Below are 20,022 nucleotides of genomic sequence, written 5' to 3'. Positions count from 1 at the left end.
AAGATTGCATACAATCAATATAGTTTTTAAATTCCTATCAGAATACTTGGAGGATTATCATCATGAAAAAATTATTTTCAGTACTTGCAGTAACTACATTAGCAATCGGGATTGTAGCGGGCTGCGGTAAAGAAGAGAAAAAAGATACAGCTAGTCAAGACGCGTTACAAAAGATTAAACAAAGCGGTGAACTTGTAATTGGTACAGAAGGTACATATCCACCATTTACGTTCCACGATTCAAGTAATAAATTAACTGGATTTGACGTTGAATTAGCAGAAGAAGTTGCAAAACGTTTAGGAGTAAAACCTGTATTTAAAGAAACACAATGGGATAGCTTACTTGCTGGTTTAGATGCAAAACGTTTCGATATGGTTGCAAACGAAGTTGGTATTCGTGAAGACCGTCAAAAGAAATATGACTTCTCTAAACCGTATGTCTCATCTTCAGCGGCATTAGTTATTGCAAAAGATAAAGATAAACCTGCTACATTTGCTGATGTAAAAGGATTAAAAGGAGCACAATCTTTAACAAGTAACTATGCAGATATTGCTAAGAAAAATGGTGCGGAAATCGTTGGTGTAGAAGGATTTAGCCAAGCGGCAGAATTATTAGCTTCAGGACGCGTTGATTTTACAATTAATGATAAATTATCAGTGTTAAACTATTTAGAAACGAAAAAAGATGCGAAAATTAAAATTGTAGATACAGAAAAAGAAGCTTCAGAAAGTGGATTTTTATTCCGTAAAGGTAGCACTAAGCTTGTACAAGAAGTAGATAAAGCGTTAGAAGATATGAAAAAAGATGGTACGTATGACAAAATAACGAAAAAATGGTTCGGTGAAAATGTATCTAAGTAGTGCATTGGTTTCAGATCGATTGTCTACTTGGATGGATATTATGCAGTCTTCCTTCATGCCTATGCTGAAGGAAGCTGTTTTTACGACAATTCCATTAACGCTTATTACATTTATTATCGGTCTTATACTTGCGACGTTAACGGCGCTTGCACGTATTTCAGGTAGTCGTATTTTACAATGGATTGCTCGTATCTATGTATCTATCATTCGCGGAACGCCACTTCTTGTACAGTTATTTATTATTTTCTATGGTCTTCCAACTCTTAATGTTGAGGTTGAGCCATATACAGCAGCAGTTATTGGATTTTCATTAAATGTCGGTGCGTATGCATCTGAAATTATTCGTGCTTCTATCCTTTCGATTCCGAAAGGGCAGTGGGAAGCTGCTTATACAATTGGGATGACATACCCACAAGCATTAAAACGTGTTATTTTACCGCAAGCAACGCGCGTATCAATCCCGCCGCTTTCGAATACATTTATTAGCTTAGTGAAGGATACTTCATTAGCATCGTTAATTTTAGTAACAGAAATGTTCCGAAAGGCGCAGGAAATTGCGGCAATGAACTACGAATTTTTAATTGTTTATTTCGAAGCAGGTCTTATTTATTGGGTTATTTGTTTCTTATTATCAATCGTACAACAGATGTTAGAAAAGCGTTCAGAACGCTACACATTAAAATAATCCTTTTACAAAAGGAGTTTTTGTTTTTATGATTTCAATTCAGCACTTACAAAAAAGTTTCGGAGATAATACCGTACTAAAGCATATAGATTTAACAGTTGAGAAGGGCGAAGTTGTTGTTATTATCGGGCCGTCTGGATCTGGTAAAACGACATTCTTACGTTGTCTTAACGTGTTAGAAACGCCAAACGCTGGTCATATTCGTATCGGTAATAAAGAGCTTAACTTCTCTCAAAAAGTAACGAAGAAAGATATTGTCAATCTTCGTACGCAAACAGGTATGGTATTCCAGCACCATAATCTATTCCCGCATTTAACAGCACTTCAAAATGTAATGGAAGGGCTCGTTACAGTGAAAAAGATGGGGAAAGAAGAAGCGAAGAAAAAAGCAAACTATTTCCTTGAAAAAGTTGGTCTTGCGGATAAAGTAGACTTATATCCGTTCCAACTATCAGGCGGACAACAACAGCGCGTTGGAATTGCTCGCGCGCTTGCGATGGAGCCGGAAGTGTTACTATTTGATGAGCCGACGTCAGCACTTGATCCTGAACTCGTTCAAGAAGTTCTGAAAGTAATGAAAGAACTTGCTAAAGAAGGTATGACGATGGTCATTGTGACGCACGAAATGCGTTTTGCACATCAAATTGCGAACCGCGTTATTTTCATGGATGGCGGTGTCGTTGTCGAACAAGGTACACCAGAAGAAGTATTTACAAATCCAAAAGAAGAACGTACGAAGAAGTTTTTACAAATGTTGCAATAAATTAAGGAAGGTCTCAAGGCATATGCCTTGAGACCTTTTTGCCATATATATTTATTTGTGGAATCCGCCAAGGCTTTGCTCAGCCATTGCAACTAGACGTTTTGTAATTTCGCCACCAACAGAACCGTTAGCACGAGCCGTAGAATCTGCTCCTAATTGTACACCAAATTCTTGAGCGATTTCGTACTTCATTTGGTCGATTGCAGCTGTTGCTCCTGGTACTACTAATTGATTTGAAGAATTTTGGTTTGCCATAGGAATATATCCTCCTTAGAGTTATAAAAATTTTTTTGGTTGGACTAGCTGGAGTTGAACCAGATTATCGCCCCGTTTGGCGCTAATCCATCGGTAATTAAGTTTGTACTCATAGTATGGATGTTACCTAGAAAGATATACGAAATAATAATTTGTAAATTTTGTAAAAAAATCTTAGTGATTTCGTAAATTATGAAATAAGAGTAATCGTTTTATTTTTTAGAAAGAAGGTAAAACTAAGAGCGATATGAAATATATTTTTCTTTTTGTATCCTGCTATTTTGAGGAGAATGTAAGTAAGAATGGGGCAAGCTGCTCCTATACGTAGCTAGATACAATTATATGGAGGAATCGTGATGGGAATTTGTCCGCTTTGTAACGCATTAGAATCACAAACATATTCTTGTCAAAATTGCCAAAGTATACTCCAAGATTATGGGAAGGCTGTAGATTACATAGACGATTATAGTGCGTATATGGACCAAGAATTATTGAGTGCAGTAGATGGATTAACACATAATAATTCAAATGAATATTGCAATCATATTTTTTATTGCGGAGTATGTAACGTGGAAACAGAGGTTGTCGTAAAACTTGTGTAAATAGAAAACTTCCACCTTATGAATGAGGTGGAAGTTTTTGTTTTTGTATTTGTGAGTGAATCATAGGGGACGGGATATGCTCGTTGTTTGAGGAAGTCTCTGATTTTATTTGAGACATTTTTTCTTTTGTATCGCCCAAAGAATGTTCAGTTAAGTAGATGGCATATTCGTAAAATAATTGGCGCGTTAGTTCACTCTGTTCTTTTAACTTGGCATCTTGGAATACAGTTCGCCCTGGTTTAGAGTTTGCTTCAAAGAGCCATGGGTTTTCCTGCGTGTCTAAACCGATATCAAAACCGATTTCTCCAATATTTCCGGTTACTTGTTCATCGAGCGCATAACTAATTTGTAAGGCGGTATGTTTTAACTTATTTTCAATTTGAACTTGTTTCGTTGAATCTGGAAAAAGTTCTTGCAGCAATTTCGTATCGCCACCACTATTTACATGTGTTGTTAAGCTACCTTTGCCAGCAATTTTTGCCACGATTGCACTGACCATCCATTGGCCGAAATGATTTTTATTTGTATGAATGCGGAAATCAACAGGTTGCCCATCGAAGCGAAGTAAGGAAATACCTTGTTGTACGATAAACTTTTTTAAATCATGTCCTTTTAGCACATGGTTCAGAAGCGTTTCTAATGATTGGTACTTTCTTAGTTTATTTTCTTCATTTTCGCGATAACGACAGTAGTAGCAATTCTCTGTTTGGGAATAAAATAGTTGATGAATATTTCTACCGAAGCTACCATGAATCGGTTTCATGTAAATGGATTTATACGTTCCGAGAAATCGTTCCACTTGTTCGAAGTGCTGAAATGTTTCTGTGTTTGGTAATAACGGCATAATGGATTCATCTTTCATAAGAAGTTGATGCACTTCCCATTTATTAAAAAACCCTGGATTAAACCATGGAATAGCATAGTCATGCTCTAACTTTCTTTTTGCTCTTACGATCGGTTTATAATTTTCGGCTTTTCGATTTGGTAATCGATCGTAAATGACATTCGGTAAAGGGACTTTTTTCTTTATCCACTTTTCCTCTTGAAAGAAATACCCTTCAATTGTTTCGTCTTCCCAGTCTATATGTTGCACACCAAAAACGAATACAAATGGTCGTAAGGTGAATGGTGGCGTTAGTAACTCGCCAAGAGAAATTGAACGGTTCCCTAAAGGATTAGAAGCGTCATCGTTAAAACCAGTTGTGAAAATCCCGATTAATGGTCCGAAAATAATCGTTTGGTTTTGTGTGAATGCATGGATAGTAGTGGAATGAGGAAGTAAAAGTTTCTCTGCAATTTGTTTTCCAATAATGATTTCGCGAGTAAAGGAATAATGAATTTTTACCTCTTCACTTGCAACATGGCGTAGGCCGAAGGAAAGGGATGTAATTGGTGGTGTGATGGAAAAAATATAAGGTAAAGTAATACTATTTGGATGCTCATCTGAAATATTTAATGTATATATGTGCTCTTTCAAAATAGACTTACCCCCTTTCTTTATGGTGTAAAGCGACTAAATTGTAATGGTCCGTGATATATTTTTTCGGCTAATGAATCACTATGGCGAATGTAATGTTCGTACGGGGGAATCGTGTTGACATACATAAGCCAAATTGCCCCTTTTTGATCCATAATAGTGGAAAGCTCTAGCTCGAATAACGAAGAATAAGATTGATCTAGTGTTTGAAATACTTCATTTATAATGTCTTGTAAAGCGTCCTGTAATAATTGTACACCGGTACTAGATAGTACGTATTTAATTTTTGAAAATGCATGCAGCGAGGAGTCATCGGTTGCCGAAAGTAAAAGTTGATTCGGAAATGAACTCTTTTGTATAAACTGACCGATAACGTTCCACTTCTGTTCTTTATTTTTTTGTAAAATAGTCCGAATATGAAGTGGGTATGTTAATTGATTCGGTGGTTGCAGCATTGTATGGGTGATGTAACGTGCTGATCGTATATGAGATTTGTACCAAGAAATAAATTCATCGGTTCGTTTAATGGGAGTAGAAATATGATAGGCATCATTTATTGTATCAACATGAAACGTTTTATTTTTATAAACGACCCGGTACAGACTTTCATTGGAATGTGCGTTAGTAGGACGTATAATAATATCTTTTGTTTTTAATAACAGTTTGAAAACGTTGTGTATCGTTGCTATTTCAAATTTTGGTATATAAGGTGATAATTTTTTATTCGTGAGAAATACATCATGTAGTTCGCTTAAGTCAATGAGTGTGTTATTTAAAAAGGTAGTGGAAGGACGGTTGTGTAGTGAGTGAATAATTGATTTTGCCTTGTCGAAGTCCGTTTCCTCTTTAAAAGAAGAACGATCATATATATAAGAAGGAATAGGGAATATTTGCTCTTTCCATTTTCCTGTATCTGTATCATAAATCAGACCAGAAATAAGATCTGTTTTAGGATCAATAGAAAATGGCGTAAACTGTGCAACGACATTATGATAAAGCCGAGCGCGTTTAGCGATTTCGGTGTAATATGTTTGCTCATAATGAGGCTGAGAAGTTAAAATACCGAGAACCAACGAAATCACTCCTTTACTAACAAAATGTTGACATAATAGGCGAAGCTATATATTGCAAATACGTTTTTATACCATTATACTTTTGTCCGTATGATGATATGCTATAGTTTTGGAGAAGCGAAAGGTTGATTGTAATGAATATATGGTTAAGTATGCTAACGACGACAGGGCTCGGAGCAATTATTGGAGGATTTACAAATCATTTAGCGATAAAAATGTTATTTCGTCCTCATCGCCCTATGTATATTGGGAAGTTTCAAGTCCCATTTACACCAGGATTAATTCCGAAGCGCCGTGATGAGCTTGCTGTTCAATTAGGGAAAATGGTTGTAGAGCATTTGTTAACGCCAGAAGGAATCGGAAAGAAGTTAACGAATGAAGAATTTCAAAAAGGTTTAGTCCACTGGGCACAAGTAGAAGTGGATAAAGTAATGACGAATGAACAATCACTGCGAAATATGTTAGAAAAATGGAACGTAGCGCATGTAGAAAAAGAAGCAACTGAGAAAATCGAACAGGTAATTACAGAAAAGATTCAGGCATTTTTAGAAGAGTACTATACATATACATGGGAACAAGCTTTACCTCATTCTGTTCACGAGAAAATAGAGAGTGCGATTCCAAATGTTTCGGCATTTATTTTAGGGCGAGCAACTCAGTTTTTTGAGAGTGAAGAAGGGAAAACACGTCTTTCAAAAATGATTGATGATTTCTTTGCTTCTCGCGGGACATTGCTTAATTTAGTCGGAATGTTTTTAGGGAATGTAAGTGTAGTGGATCGTGTGCAGCCAGAAGTCATTAAGTTTTTAGGGCAAGATGGCACAAAGCAGCTTTTAACTGATGTATTGCAAAAAGAGTGGGAGAAGTTAAAAGGAAGAGATGTAAAAGAAGTAGAAACGTTTGTAGAAAAAGAAATGATTGTAAGCTCCATATTGTCTGCAGTTAAAGCTGAGGAAACAGTGAGTAAGTTTTTAAATCAATCTGTGCAGCAAGTATGTGAACCGGTTCGAGAAACAATGATAGAAAAGGTAGTCCCGAGTGCAGTAACGAAAGGCTTGAAGTGGGGAGCAGAAAATGTAGAAAGTATACTAAATAACCTTCACTTGGCGGAAATTGTCCAGCAAGAAGTGTCTACATTTTCAACGGAGAGACTAGAAGATTTAGTGTTGTCCATTACAAAAAATGAACTGAAAATGATTACGTATTTAGGTGCCTTATTAGGCGGAATGATTGGAATTGTGCAAGGGTTATTACTGTTGTTTCTTAAACAATAAGATATGTACATACAAATAAAAGTGAAATTTCTTCACATCTCTTGCATAGTTTGATATGGTAAGAAGAGGTGCGTATGTAAATGCACGTAAAAGGCAGTGCGTATGATAAGCGCTAGCCTTCTAAAGGAGGAAAAATAAAATGACAAAAAACATTCATGATGTAGCATATGAATTACAAAAAGCAATCGCTGAAAACGATGACTTCAAAACGTTAAAAGAGAGCTACGCAGCAGTTCAAGCTGATGCTGCTTCAAAGAACTTATTCGATGAGTTCCGTACAATGCAACTTAGCCTACAACAAAAAATGATGCAAGGCCAAGAAATCACTGAAGAAGACAACCAACAAGCACAAGAAGTTGTAGTTCGCATTCAACAAGATGCTAAAATTACAAAGTTAATGGAAACTGAGCAACGTTTAAATACAGTTATCACTGACGTTAACAAAATTATCATGAAGCCACTTGAAGAGTTATATAACGCGCAACAACAAGCGTAATGAGAGAAGACGCCCCTTGGATGGGGCGTCTTTTTTGTTTGTTATTTGTGGAAATACTCCGTTTCAATATTCTTCTCCTTCAAAAACTTTTCAATATCTTTTTGCTTCCTACCATTCACTTTCTCAAAGCGTTTTGTAAAAGAAAAATCAGTCTTGAACAAGTTGCCATCTTCAGCGAGTTTGTTTAATTCTTGCTCTAGTTCTACTGAAAGTGCCGTAGACGATGAAATGTAATCATGAATTTCCTTCGAAGGCTGTTTGTAATCAGCAGGAATCGTATTGTTACTAATAAAATGATGGAAGTTCGCATCGTTTTGTTGCGCTAAATCTATTAGTTGTTTTAATTTCTCCCGATCGGATTCCGTGACTTCTTCGTCAGACATAGTTGACGAAAGTGGAACGATGTTTTTGTCTAACTCTCCGCTATAATCTAAATACGTTTTTATATTTTGTTTCATTTCATCTTCATTAATCGTTTCATTTTTCTTTGAGGAAGTAAATATCGTTTCTGGAATTTTAACCGTAACATCTTTAATAGATTGTACATCGTTTTCTTCCTTAGGTTGCGCACTGTTTGAACAAGCTGATAGAAATAACATTGTAAGTAGCATGAGTGAATATAAAGTATATTTCTTCATTTTAGTCTCCTTTTACATTCATTAGTGTCTTTGTAAAATAGCTATATTCCATTTCAAATACTTTACTAAAAGTGCATATAGATGTTTGATCATTTGATAACTTATGACGGATATGAGTAAACCGACGCAAAAGGCGATAAACACATTATAAACATCGGAGTAACTAATTTGATGAAACCCTTTAAAAAATCCTAACCCTATTAATAAAATAGGTGAAATGATTAATACTGGAGTAGCAATGATAAGTGCTAGAATAATCGGTAATAAAAAGAGTAGTACGAAAAAGGCGATAAAGATAAAGGCAAAATTTAAAACACTTAAGCTCATAACAGAAAATAGTGCAGTTATCATATTTTTGAAGTTGCGTTTCTTGTCAGCATTGCTTATTGCATAGGAAACATTAAGTTCTTTGGCGATCGTTTTAGGGTTTCCTAGTTTTCTAGCAATTTCTTCTTCACATTTTCCATCTTGTTTACCACTAATAAAATGAGTTTCGTACTCTAAAATAATATCTTTCTTTTCTGCATTAGGCATATTCCGCAGGGAAGAACTAAGTTGTTCTAAAAATTCACTTTTGTTCATAATAATCACTTTCCTTTATAGAATGATGAATGAAAGCTGAGAATTGTATCTTTTGAAAAGGGGGCCGCGAATTACAATTAATGGGTATTCCATTATTTACAAATATATCATTTAGTATTATTCTTTGCAAGGTACTGATATTTTTTTAATACTGTAATGAGATGGAGGTTTTTTCAGCTTTTTTCGAGGAGATATAAAAATATTATTTTAGGATAAGCAAAGGGTTGTAAGCGCATTCTCTAGTTGTTGTCAAAATAATGTCAAATTCATATTGTTGGAAAAATAATGCATTTGTAATATAATGATAAATGATACTTCACCACGTTAATTAACCAGGTGAAATTAAAAATCTTTATTACACAAATTATGAAACAAAGGAATGATTAGTTTGAGTACAGGTGTAAAAGCAAACGACGTGAAGACAAAAACAAAAGGAGCAGATCTTGTTGTTGATTGTTTAATTAAACAAGGTGTTACACATGTTTTCGGTATTCCAGGAGCGAAGATTGACTCTGTATTTGATGTACTGCAAGAAAGAGGACCAGAGTTAATTGTTTGTCGTCATGAACAAAATGCAGCATTTATGGCAGCTGCGATTGGTAGATTAACAGGAAAACCGGGCGTATGTCTTGTAACTTCAGGACCAGGGACATCAAATTTAGCGACAGGTCTTGTTACTGCGAATGCGGAGAGTGATCCCGTTGTTGCTTTAGCTGGTGCAGTTCCACGTACAGATCGATTAAAACGTACGCACCAATCTATGGATAATGCTGCACTATTCGAACCAATCACAAAATATAGCGTAGAAGTAGAGCATCCTGATAATGTGCCAGAAGCATTATCAAATGCATTCCGAAGTGCGACTTCCACAAATCCAGGCGCTACTTTAGTCAGTTTGCCACAAGACGTTATGACCGCGGAAACGACTGTAGGGTCTATCGGTGCGCTTTCTAAGCCACAGCTTGGAATCGCTCCCACACATGATATTACATACGTAGTAGAAAAAATAAAAGCAGCGAAATTACCGGTTATTTTACTCGGTATGAGAGCGAGCACAAATGAAGTGACGAAAGCCGTTCGTGAATTAATTGCGGATACAGAACTTCCTGTCGTCGAAACATATCAAGCAGCTGGTGCGATTTCACGTGAGTTAGAAGATCATTTCTTCGGCCGCGTTGGGCTATTCCGTAACCAACCAGGTGATATTTTACTAGAAGAAGCAGACCTTGTTATTTCTATCGGTTATGACCCAATTGAGTATGATCCAAAATTCTGGAATAAACTTGGAGACAGAACAATTATTCATCTTGATGACCATCAAGCAGATATCGACCATGATTACCAACCAGAGCGTGAATTAATTGGTGATATCGCTTTAACGGTAAATAGCATCGCGGAGAAATTACCGAGACTTGTATTAAGTACGAAATCAGAAGCGGTGTTAGAACAATTACGCGCGAAATTATCAGAACAAGCAGAAATTCCAAATCGTCCTTCAGAAGGTGTTACGCATCCACTTCAAGTGATTCGTACACTTCGTTCTTTAATTAGTGACGACACAACCGTTACATGTGACATCGGTTCCCATTCTATTTGGATGGCGAGATGTTTCCGTTCTTATGAACCACGTAGATTATTATTTAGTAACGGCATGCAAACGTTAGGTGTTGCACTTCCTTGGGCAATTGCTGCTACTTTAGTAGAACCAGGTAAAAAAGTAGTTTCCGTATCAGGTGACGGTGGTTTCTTATTCTCAGCGATGGAGTTAGAAACGGCGGTACGTTTAAATTCTCCAATCGTCCATCTTGTTTGGAGAGACGGCACATATGATATGGTTGCATTCCAACAAATGATGAAATACGGCAGAACATCAGCTACAGAGTTTGGCGATGTTGATCTTGTGAAATATGCGGAAAGTTTCGGGGCGTTAGGTCTTCGTGTTAACACGCCTGATGAATTAGAAGGTGTATTAAAAGAAGCACTAGCAGCAGACGGTCCTGTCATTATTGATATTCCAATCGACTACCGTGATAACATTAAATTAAGCGAAAAATTATTACCAAACCAATTAAACTAATGGAGGCAGATTTGAGATGACTGTTGCGCAATTAATCGATATTGATGCAAAAAAAACGAAAATGAGTAACGAAGTATATCAAACATCTACAATGCTTGCGCTATTAGATGGTATATATGATGGTGTGATTAGCTTTGAGGAACTAAAAGAACATGGTGATTTCGGTATTGGCACATTTGATCAATTAGATGGTGAAATGATTGCGTTTGATAACGAATTTTATCATTTACGTTCAGACGGTTCAGCAGAAAAAGTAGAGCCAGAAGAAACAACACCGTTTGCGACTGTAACGTTTTTTGAAAAAGAAATGAGTTATACGGTAGAGCGTCCGATGAATCGTGAAGAAGTTGAAGCGTTATTACATGAATTAATGCCGAGTAAAAACTTATTTTATGGTATTCGAATGGACGGTACATTCCGCGAAGTAAGAACGAGAACTGTTCCAAAACAAGAAAAACCGTATACACCGCTCGTTGAAGTGACGAAATCACAGCCGATCTTTTCGTTTAAAGAGACAAAAGGTACGCTTGCTGGATTTTGGACACCAGATTATGCGCAAGGTATTGGTGTAGCTGGTTTCCACTTACATTATATTGATGATGAAAGAAGCGGAGGCGGGCACGTTTTCGATTATGTTGTTGAAAACTGCACGATCCAAATTTGTCAAAAAGCTCATATGCATTTAGCACTTCCAGAAACAGCTGATTTTATGGCGGCTGAATTATCAAGAGAAAACTTAGAGGATAATATTGCGACTGCGGAAGGTGCGGAGTAAAAAGGGAGAGACTGTTCCATTTTGGAACAGTCTTCTTTTATTTGTCGGTAAGTCGATATCATTTATCCCGCTTTAATGGGCAGTAAGATCCCCACCTCCAAATTCAGCGAAAGCAAAGAAGTTAGGCGGGGGATCAACTGCCCATAAAAGTCCGATTGGTTCAACTAATAATCAGTGGGGGATGAAGACCCCCCACTGATTAAAGTTTCACTTTATTTCTTTGAAACAAATGGATGCCCTTCATAATAAAAACGCCACGGATAATGTACAGCTTCTTCTGCATAGTCAATGTTAATACGAGGTCCGGCTGTTATTTTGTATTGTGAGGACATGTGTTCTTCTTCTCGGACGAGTTCAATATGTAATGTGTCACTTTGTAATGAGACGCCTCGTTCTTCTAAAGTAATGCCGAGTGCACGGCATAGTTTGCCAGGTCCGTTCGTTAAATTTTTATACTGAGCCTTTGTAATGTCGGTTTTGTTGTAGCGCGCTAGTTTTATTTCTTCAATCCCGTCTACCGGTTCCAGGGCTCGAATGAGCACTCCTTGTGGGGTACCAACTGGCGCTGTAATGACGTTAAAACAATGATACATACCATAAATCAAATATACGTAAGCATGTCCAGGTGCGCCAAACATAACTTCCGTGCGATCCGTTCGTCTACCTCCGTAACTATGTGCGGCCTTATCATCCGGACCTTTATATGCTTCTACTTCAACAATGATTCCACTTCGCTTTATTCCGTCTACAATATGAACAAGTTTCTGTCCGAGTAATTTTTTTGCGACTTCTAACGTATCGCCTTCATAAAAGGAAGGAGGTGCCTGCATTGTACTATCTCCTTTACTGAGTGTATATGTATATAGTAAACCAAATTTTCAGTAGAAATTCTAACTCGTTCTATTTGCTACATTTATTTCATAAATTATGGATAGAGTACAACAGCGAAGAGGGGGAGTGCGACATGATTTATCGCTTACTAGCTCTTAACATAGATGGGACACTACTATACAACAACGGAAAAATTGCAAAAGGATTAAGAGAAACAATTGAATTTGTGAAAAGAAAAGACGTATACGTTACATTATTTACGAGCCGAAATTTTCAGTCCGCTCATAAAGTAGCAAAGGCACTAAAATTAGATTCTATATTAGTGACACACGGCGGTGCTTTCGTTTCAGCAACGTTAGATAAACCGTACGTTCAAAGAAGATTATCGGAAGAGAAGACGTTTAATATTGTGCAAGTGTTAGAGCACTTTGATTGTAACGTCCGCATTTCTCATGAACGGTTTTCAATCGGAAATCGTGAGAGAAATACACCCAACTTAATTGCGCGTACTGTATTATCAAGCGCAGATCCATTATTTTATCCAGTTCAATTTGTAGACTCGTTAGGTGATGCGCTTCGTGATCATCCAGTCGCGGCTCCAAAAATTGATGTTCTTTTCCAAACGAAAGGTGAAAAAGAACGAGGGCTCCATACATTAAGAAAAGCGTTTCAAGATATAGAGTATGTTGAGTGTGATTCAAAACGAATAGAAATTTTGCCGCAAAATGTATCAAAATTACGCGGATTACAATTACTTGGAGAGCATTTGAATATTTCGCTAAATGAAATGGTTGCCATTGGAGATAGCATGGAAGATTTAGAGGTTATTGAAAATGTGGGTCTTGGGGTAGCGATGGGGAACGCGCCTGTAGAGGTAAAACAAGCGGCCGACTGGATTACACGTTCAAATAGTGAGAACGGCGTAGAATATATGATTAAAGAGCATTTCCGCAAGCAATTCCCGCTTCCGTTTTTGAAGAATCATAAAAATACACCGAAACGATAAAGGAAAAACGTAGCTTTTGGCTACGTTTTTTTGTTTAAGCTTCAATAACTTTAAGCATTCGATTTAAAAATGCGGCTGCTTCAGCACGTGTTGCTGAGCCTTTTGGTACGAATTCATTTCGTTCGTTACCTTTTACAATTCCGTATGCATAAACGTTTTGTAATGCTTTTTTGTCGTATGCGAAGTGTTGGTCAGTGAATGGTAATTTCACTTCTTTTCTATAAATCCATTTATATTCTAGTGCACGGTCAATCATAATAACAGCTTCATCACGTGTTATTGTAGCATTGGGATCAAATTTATTATTCCCACGACCATTAATGATACCAGCGCTAGCAGCACGGTTAATTCCGTCTACTAAAGATGGGTGTGCTTCGTTTAAGTCTGTAAATTTAGCGTTTCCAGCAGGTAATTTTAAAGCTCTTGACATTAAATTTGCAAACTCAGCTCGTGTTACGAGGCGGTTTGGCCAGTAAGAACCATTTCCATCACCAAACATGATTTTCCTAGCAACTAACTGACGAATGTCTTGCTCATACCACCCGCCTGTAATGTCATCTTTTTCATGAGGGACTTCTGGTGGCGGAATAACATCTTTACGATTTTCATTATAGTAAGCGTTCGTGCCTTTTAAGAAAGCATCCCATTGTCCGCGCTGAATCATAAATGCAGGGCAGTTTTTTCCGCTCCAAAATTGATGCTTTTGAACGTGATCTAGAGATATGTTTAATTCATTCATTAAGAAAGCAGCTAACTTGCGCGCATTTTCTACCGCTTTCGTATAATTTCCATCACTATTCACAGCAATTTCAATTCCGATAGATTCATAGTTTCCAGTTTTATCTCCAGCATGCCACCCAACTTCATTTAGCGGAAGATGTTGATAAATTTCTTTGTCATCTACTGTAAAATGCCAAGACGCTGAACGATCAGTATTTCCGCGAGCTTGATTATCTAAGTACTTCGCATGGTTTAAAGCGTTCGCACCTTTACTTGTATTAGCAGTTTCATGAATTGTAATGTATTTCGGTTCCATTGCGTAGCCAGGACGAATGTTTTCATTTCCTTTTGGAACAATCATTTCTTTAAATGTAACACCATAAACGTTATTTGTAGGTAAATTAGGTGGTGTTTTGAAGAAAGTTGCGCTTCTCTTTTCGATAGTACCTGTTTTTTCAAATAATGATGCTTTCGTACCGTCGAATGTAGCTGAAGGAGCATAAATCCATTTCTCAGTTCCGTTCATTTGAATGTTAAACCAATTCCCAGCTTGTTCAGTAGGAGTTACTGTTTGTGGCTGTAATTTCGTTTCTTCTTTAAACGATTGGAAAGGGAAGGAATATACGGATGTTTCTTCTGTTACAATTAGTTTTTGATTCGAAAGTTTATGAATCTCTTGTACTTCTAAACTATTATTTTCCTTATTAACCCAGCCAGCACCAGATGTAGTTTGTATGTAATAGGCATTATTTTTTTTCTTTGTTGCCTTTACTACTGGTTCAGTAATTTCAATATTTGTTTTGGTTTTTAAGTCATTTGAATCGTATAGTGGAAGTTTTGTTGATAAGTGGAGAAGATATTCACCTGAGATTTTAAGGTCGTTTTCTTCGTCATGTCTATGCTGTTTTGCATGTTCTTCAATGCTTTTTAAAGCTTGCTCATCTGTAGACAATTCCGCAGTTTTCTCTATGCTTTCCGCGAATGAATGGGTAGGTGCTACAAATGTTTGTAATGCCAAAGATAGTGCTAAAATATTGTAAAACTTTTTTTTCATAGTTGTTTTAACACGTTATAGTCTTTATGTCGTGTTAAGAGTCCTCCTTTATATGTATTTAAATTAGTAGCAAGTACTAATACGTTCTAGATTGTAACAAGAGTATATTCTAATGTCTATACAACTAGAGAAAGTTCATTAAAAATCAATATTCAGTTTGTTTTAAATAGGATATGAAAATAAGGTAAAACCTTCTGTATTGACCTGCAAACGCCCTTCAAGTAAACTAAAGAGAGTTTGCAAATGAAAAGGTGATAATGTTGTTAATTTCAATTAAAACGTTACAAGATGATCGTTTTTTACGTCCGCTACAAAATATTGGCGGCTTATTTTTTGAAGATAGTACGATTGGATTTGAACAAGAGGAAGCAAATCTTATCGTTGATATACACATTGAAGAGAATGTGAAAGCATCAGCTCGTTTAACAGATGTTGCGACTGGAAATGTGTATGAAGAAACATTCGCAAAAGATTTATCTGCTTTTACAGATGAAAAAGAGCGTATGAAGCAAGTGAAGCACGTTGTTTCTTATGTATATCTTTCTGTTCTTCAGCAGTTAACTGGTATTGAACAAAGCTGGGGTATTTTAACTGGAGTTCGTCCAACGAAACTTCTTCATAAAATGCTTCAAAATGGTATGTCAAAAGAAGAAGCACACCAAGAACTTCGTGAAAGTTATTTAATTCATGAAGAGAAAATTGAACTTCTTCAACGTATCGTTGATTGCCAATTAGCGGTAGTTCCGGATTTATATCGTTTGAAAGAGGAAGTAAGTATTTATATCGGTATTCCATTCTGCCCAACAAAATGTGCATATTGTACATTCCCGGCGTATGCAATTAACGGACGCCAAGGCTCTGTTGATTCATTCTTAGGTGGTTTACATTATGAAGTTCGTGAAATTGGTAAGTTTTTAAAAGAAAAAGGTGTAAAAGTTACGACGATTTATTACGGCGGCGGTACACCGACAAGTATTACAGCAGAAGAGATGGATATGCTGTATGAAGAAATGTATGAAGCGTTCCCAGATGTGAAAAATGTGCGTGAAGTAACAGTTGAGGCAGGTCGCCCAGATACAATTACGCCAGCGAAGCTAGAAGTGTTAAATAAATGGAATATTGACCGTATTAGTATTAATCCGCAGTCATACCATCAAGAAACGCTAAAAGCGATTGGACGTCATCATACTGTAGAAGAAACAATTGAGAAGTATCATTTAGCTCGTGAAATGGGAATGAACAATATTAATATGGACTTAATTATTGGTCTTCCTGGTGAAGGGTTAGATATCTTCAAGCACACGTTAGATGAAACAGAAAAGTTAATGCCAGAATCATTAACAGTTCATACGTTATCATTTAAACGTGCTTCTGAAATGACGCAAAACAAACGTAAATATAAAGTAGCAGGTCGCGAAGAAATTACAGCGATGATGCACGAAGCAGAAGAGTGGACGAAAAAGCATAATTACGTACCATATTACCTATATCGTCAAAAGAATATTTTAGGTAACTTAGAGAACGTTGGTTATGCAATGCCGACGCAAGAAAGTATTTACAACATTGTCATTATGGAAGAAGTACAATCAATTATCGGACTTGGTTGTGGTGCATCAAGTAAATTTGTTCACCCGAAAACGGGAGCAATTACGCACTTTGCGAATCCGAAAGATCCAAAATCATATAACGATGGCTTCGTAAAATATACAGAAGACAAACTGAAAATTTTAGAAGAGCTATTTGCATAAGAAGAAGGGGCTGTTCCAAATCGGGACAGCTTCTTTTTTATATTGTCAGTTTTTGTCGGTAAGTCGATATATTCGAAAAATCGCTGATATAAATTGAGTTGCGGTCGATATATTTGAAAAATCGCCGATATATTTCAAGTTACGGTCGATATATCTGGAAAATCGCCAATATAATTTCATTTACCGAGAAGTGGATCAAAAACAATTTCATTTGTAAAACTATGTCGATAATAATCAGAAAAATTAGTCAAATCATTAAAGGACAATGTCTACTTATGGACGAAATGATAGATTTATGAAAGAGAAAAGGGGGAAATTGTTGGCATGTACATGACGATAGGGAGAATATTTGATTTATCTGTTGGTAAGTATCCGACTAAAGAGGCATTAGTGGAACCAGAAAAAAATATTCGCTGGACGTATAAAGAGTGGGATGAGCAAATAAATAAAACGGCGCATGCTCTATTAGAAGAAGGGGTAAGAAAGGGAGATACTGTATCTGTTTACTTATATAATTGCCGTGAATTTGTAAACGTTTACTTAGCCTGTGCGAAAATTGGTGCAATCTTTAACCCGATCAATTTCCGCTTAAAAGCAAAAGAAGTATCTTATATTCTCCAGGACGCATCCTCGAAAGTAGTTGTTTTTGAAAAAGCAGTTGAGCCAACCGTGGCTATCGTTGAACGAGATTTTCCGAATTCGTCTTTTTGGTATGTAGAAGACGATACACCTTCTTATGCTAGTTCCTACCATGAAAAAGTAAATGCGGCATCTTCTGAAAAAATAGATATTGAAATAGGTGAAATGGATTATTGTTCTATGCTGTATACGAGCGGTACGACAGGTCATCCGAAAGGTGTATTACATCGTCATCGCGAAATGGCTGAGCATAGTATGATTTGTACGTATTTCCTAAAATATAATCGAGATAGTATTGGGCTTGTTGTAGCACCGTTATATCATTGCGGTGAGTTGAATGCTGGAATTATACCGCGCATTCAAGTTGGTGGAAAGAATGTTATTTTACATCATTTTGACACAGAAACAGTATTACATACAATTCAAGAAGAGAAGATTACGACGTTTTTTGCAGCACCGACGATGTGGAATATGCTGTTGCAAAAAGATTTAACGAAGTACGATTTAACTTCGATGAAGATTGGTATATACGGCGGAGCAGCGATGGCTCCAGCGTTAGTGAAGGAATGTAAAGAACGTCTTTATATTGATCTTGTACAAATTTATGGAATGACAGAAATGGGACCTGTTGTTGCGTTTCTCGTAGAAGAGGACCAAATTACGAAAGCAGGTTCAGCAGGAACACCGTGCTTTAGTCATGAAATTCGAATTGTGAAACCAAGTGAAGATGCACCGGCAGAACCAAATGATGTATTGCCTCCTTATGAAGTAGGAGAGATTATTTTGCGCGGTCCAACTATGATGGCTGGTTATCATAACCGAGAAGAGGCAAATGCAAAATCGATGTATAAAGGGTGGTATCACTCTGGTGATTTAGGTTACTTCGATAAAGACGGCTATTTATTCGTCGCAGATCGCGTGGATGATATGGTGATTAGTGGCGGCGTTAATATTTATCCACGTGAAATTGAAGATTTCCTTCATAGTCATCCTGGTATATTAGATGTTGCCGTGCTTGGTGAGCCGGATGAATTATGGGGAGAACGTGTTGTGGCAGTTGTTGTGAAGAAAGATGAAACAATTACAGAAGCTGATTTAGAAACGTATTGTAAAGAAAGTGATGAATTAGCAGATTATAAACGTCCACGTCATTATTTATTTGTGGATGAACTTCCTCGTAATGCAAGTGGGAAATTGCAGAAGTTTGTGCTTAGGGAGTCTTTGAAAGGCGCAAAAAAATAGAAAGTGTCGGATGCACTATACCTATGTGATTTTCGCCTATTTTTAAATAGACGAAGCAATATCTTTGTTCTTTTGTAGAGGTAGAGAATTAAGTGAAGATCAATTGGTCTTCACTTAATTCTCGTTTCTTTGTAAAGAAGAGTAATTCGTGCATTTGAAACAATGTGAAAGAACTAAAGTGATGTAATGTACAAAAAAAAGACACCCTAAGGTGCCTCTTTCCGACTTGAACCATTTTCATTTCATACGAATCTATCCGTATTACCCCTTTGTTATAAGTGTAAACACATACTATAAAACAGAATCGTCTATATACACTAATTGTTAGTTTAAAAAATACAAGAGATTTAAACTTAGTATTGGAGTAACGCCACATCCCCTATAATGATTGATATGTTACGCCTTTTAAAAGAATCTGTTTTATAGAACGTGTCTACAAGTTGTATTTTACTACATGTAATATTCATTTAGTTTATTTTTTGTGAATATGTATAATTACATAAACTTCATAAGAAAAAGGGAGTATACTTTGTTATTTTGTAATAAAGGTAAAGCCCGCCTAAAAATAGGGGGCTTTTCTTATTTTTTATAAATATTTATTCCAATTATATTATCAGATGAATCTAAACGAACATACACGTCATCTGACAAAAGGTGGGCATTATATATTCTTTGTTTATACGTTGATATCTCGAAGCGTTTTCCATTTGATTCACATTCCAAAATAATCATATCTCCATGTTCTTTCCAATTTACTAATCTAGCAGTTGTATTCATTTTTAATCCTCCTCTAAATCATTTTATGAAAATTAATAGAGATAGTGTGAGGAAGGAGTTTATATAGTCAAAAAGAAAGGTGAAGAGATTGTAAAATAGTAAATTTTTCGAAAAAACATTTAATTATATCGATAATAAGATTAACTTAATGTATTAATCTAACAGAAGGGAGGAATAGCCATGCAATTAGTTTGTTTTAAAATAGTAAGTGGTCAATACTTCTTATTTGTAGAAGGTATTCAAATTCCTGTACCAATTCCAGCAGCAGCTGCAGCTCTATTAATTGGTTTAGGAATAATTCCACTTTGTTCTTAATGTAAGAACTTTCAGCAGTTCTACTTTTTAATTGAAAAACCCTCAAGTATATGAATGCTTGAGGGTTTTTATTGTTATAAAAAATCGTTGAATGAAATGGGGTTCGCAACATTGTTTGATGCTCATGTTGGGA

20 protein-coding genes are annotated in these 20,022 nt (G+C 36.4%); 12 read left to right on the top strand and 8 right to left on the bottom strand.

From position 1 onward, the window contains the following. Positions 1-62: 62 nt before the first annotated feature. The 3 genes from MR079_RS02625 to MR079_RS02615 are packed head-to-tail and all read left to right on the top strand — an operon-like array spanning position 63 to position 2,308. Positions 63-860: an amino acid ABC transporter substrate-binding protein gene (locus MR079_RS02625; RefSeq protein WP_000732846.1), complete on the top strand. Its 798-nt coding sequence runs from the start codon at positions 63-65 to the stop codon at positions 858-860. Next, positions 847-1,545 carry an amino acid ABC transporter permease gene (locus tag MR079_RS02620; RefSeq protein ID WP_016716575.1) on the top strand — a complete coding sequence of 233 codons (699 nt, stop codon included), beginning with the start codon at positions 847-849 and terminating at the stop codon, positions 1,543-1,545. Before MR079_RS02625 ends, MR079_RS02620 begins: the two co-directional genes overlap by 14 nt. A gap of 28 nt (positions 1,546-1,573) precedes the next feature. Continuing rightward, the gene (locus MR079_RS02615) at positions 1,574-2,308 is read left to right on the top strand and encodes an amino acid ABC transporter ATP-binding protein (protein ID WP_000623602.1); all 735 of its coding nucleotides are present in this window, start codon (positions 1,574-1,576) and stop codon (positions 2,306-2,308) included. Positions 2,309-2,359: 51 nt separating this feature from the next. On the opposite strand, the gene sasP is transcribed toward MR079_RS02615, so the two are convergent. After that, positions 2,360-2,563, bottom strand: a complete 204-nt coding sequence (gene sasP / locus MR079_RS02610) for a small acid-soluble spore protein, SasP family (RefSeq protein ID WP_000013338.1) — start codon at positions 2,561-2,563, stop codon at positions 2,360-2,362. Positions 2,564-2,919: 356 nt separating this feature from the next. Between sasP and MR079_RS02605 the strand changes: the two genes are divergently transcribed. Then, positions 2,920-3,165, top strand: coding sequence for a hypothetical protein (locus MR079_RS02605; RefSeq protein ID WP_000510468.1), 246 nt, complete (start codon positions 2,920-2,922; stop codon positions 3,163-3,165). 16 nt (positions 3,166-3,181) lie between these two features. Here MR079_RS02605 and MR079_RS02600 read toward each other — a convergent pair whose 3' ends face one another. Both MR079_RS02600 and MR079_RS02595 read right to left on the bottom strand, forming a co-directional pair. Beyond that, entirely contained in the window at positions 3,182-4,642 is a 1,461-nt protein-coding gene (locus MR079_RS02600) for a YheC/YheD family endospore coat-associated protein (RefSeq protein WP_242293452.1), read from the bottom strand. Positions 4,643-4,662: 20 nt separating this feature from the next. After that, positions 4,663-5,715, bottom strand: coding sequence for a YheC/YheD family protein (locus MR079_RS02595; protein WP_242293451.1), 1,053 nt, complete (start codon positions 5,713-5,715; stop codon positions 4,663-4,665). 134 nt (positions 5,716-5,849) lie between these two features. Between MR079_RS02595 and MR079_RS02590 the strand changes: the two genes are divergently transcribed. Then, positions 5,850-6,989 carry a DUF445 domain-containing protein gene (locus tag MR079_RS02590; protein WP_242293450.1) on the top strand — a complete coding sequence of 380 codons (1,140 nt, stop codon included), beginning with the start codon at positions 5,850-5,852 and terminating at the stop codon, positions 6,987-6,989. Between the two features lie 139 nt (positions 6,990-7,128). Then, the gene (locus tag MR079_RS02585) at positions 7,129-7,485 is read left to right on the top strand and encodes a YlbF/YmcA family competence regulator (protein ID WP_060629704.1); all 357 of its coding nucleotides are present in this window, start codon (positions 7,129-7,131) and stop codon (positions 7,483-7,485) included. Positions 7,486-7,526: 41 nt separating this feature from the next. Here MR079_RS02585 and MR079_RS02580 read toward each other — a convergent pair whose 3' ends face one another. Continuing rightward, on the bottom strand, positions 7,527-8,123 hold the full coding sequence (locus MR079_RS02580; protein WP_242293449.1) for an NDxxF motif lipoprotein: 597 nt from the start codon (positions 8,121-8,123) through the stop codon (positions 7,527-7,529). 21 nt (positions 8,124-8,144) lie between these two features. Further along, positions 8,145-8,705, bottom strand: coding sequence for an HAAS signaling domain-containing protein (locus tag MR079_RS02575; protein ID WP_139868956.1), 561 nt, complete (start codon positions 8,703-8,705; stop codon positions 8,145-8,147). 388 nt (positions 8,706-9,093) lie between these two features. Here MR079_RS02575 and alsS point away from each other — a divergent pair, with 388 nt between their 5' ends. Together alsS and alsD are read left to right on the top strand one after the other, a co-directional pair. Beyond that, positions 9,094-10,782, top strand: coding sequence for an acetolactate synthase AlsS (gene alsS, locus MR079_RS02570; protein ID WP_139868955.1), 1,689 nt, complete (start codon positions 9,094-9,096; stop codon positions 10,780-10,782). Between the two features lie 16 nt (positions 10,783-10,798). Next, positions 10,799-11,557 (top strand): alpha-acetolactate decarboxylase, encoded by a 759-nt coding sequence (gene alsD / locus MR079_RS02565; RefSeq protein ID WP_242293448.1) that lies wholly within the window; start codon positions 10,799-10,801, stop codon positions 11,555-11,557. A gap of 212 nt (positions 11,558-11,769) precedes the next feature. Here alsD and MR079_RS02560 read toward each other — a convergent pair whose 3' ends face one another. Next, positions 11,770-12,387, bottom strand: coding sequence for a DNA-3-methyladenine glycosylase (locus MR079_RS02560; protein ID WP_139868953.1), 618 nt, complete (start codon positions 12,385-12,387; stop codon positions 11,770-11,772). 134 nt (positions 12,388-12,521) lie between these two features. On the opposite strand from MR079_RS02560, the gene MR079_RS02555 reads away from it, so the two are divergent. Next, positions 12,522-13,394 carry a Cof-type HAD-IIB family hydrolase gene (locus MR079_RS02555; RefSeq protein ID WP_242293447.1) on the top strand — a complete coding sequence of 291 codons (873 nt, stop codon included), beginning with the start codon at positions 12,522-12,524 and terminating at the stop codon, positions 13,392-13,394. 34 nt (positions 13,395-13,428) lie between these two features. On the opposite strand, the gene MR079_RS02550 is transcribed toward MR079_RS02555, so the two are convergent. After that, entirely contained in the window at positions 13,429-15,168 is a 1,740-nt protein-coding gene (locus tag MR079_RS02550; protein ID WP_242293446.1) for an S-layer homology domain-containing protein, read from the bottom strand. A gap of 257 nt (positions 15,169-15,425) precedes the next feature. Here MR079_RS02550 and MR079_RS02545 point away from each other — a divergent pair, with 257 nt between their 5' ends. Continuing rightward, positions 15,426-16,916 (top strand): coproporphyrinogen III oxidase, encoded by a 1,491-nt coding sequence (locus MR079_RS02545; protein ID WP_002027104.1) that lies wholly within the window; start codon positions 15,426-15,428, stop codon positions 16,914-16,916. 324 nt (positions 16,917-17,240) lie between these two features. Next, on the top strand, positions 17,241-18,797 hold the full coding sequence (locus MR079_RS02540; RefSeq protein WP_000282007.1) for a fatty acid--CoA ligase: 1,557 nt from the start codon (positions 17,241-17,243) through the stop codon (positions 18,795-18,797). Between the two features lie 579 nt (positions 18,798-19,376). Here MR079_RS02540 and MR079_RS02535 read toward each other — a convergent pair. Next, complete coding sequence (locus MR079_RS02535; RefSeq protein WP_001098287.1) at positions 19,377-19,574, bottom strand: hypothetical protein; 198 nt, start codon at positions 19,572-19,574, stop codon at positions 19,377-19,379. A 180-nt stretch (positions 19,575-19,754) separates the two neighbouring features. On the opposite strand from MR079_RS02535, the gene MR079_RS29180 reads away from it, so the two are divergent. Further along, complete coding sequence (locus tag MR079_RS29180) at positions 19,755-19,889, top strand: hypothetical protein (RefSeq protein WP_001177692.1); 135 nt, start codon at positions 19,755-19,757, stop codon at positions 19,887-19,889. The last annotated feature ends 133 nt before the right edge of the window (positions 19,890-20,022 follow it).

The sequence above is a fragment of the Bacillus cereus group sp. BfR-BA-01381 genome, assembly GCF_022663555.1.
In the GTDB taxonomy this organism is placed as follows: domain Bacteria; phylum Bacillota; class Bacilli; order Bacillales; family Bacillaceae_G; genus Bacillus_A; species Bacillus_A pacificus.
Note: the sequence above shows the minus strand (reverse complement) of the source record. Positions and strands in the feature narration are given on the sequence as shown.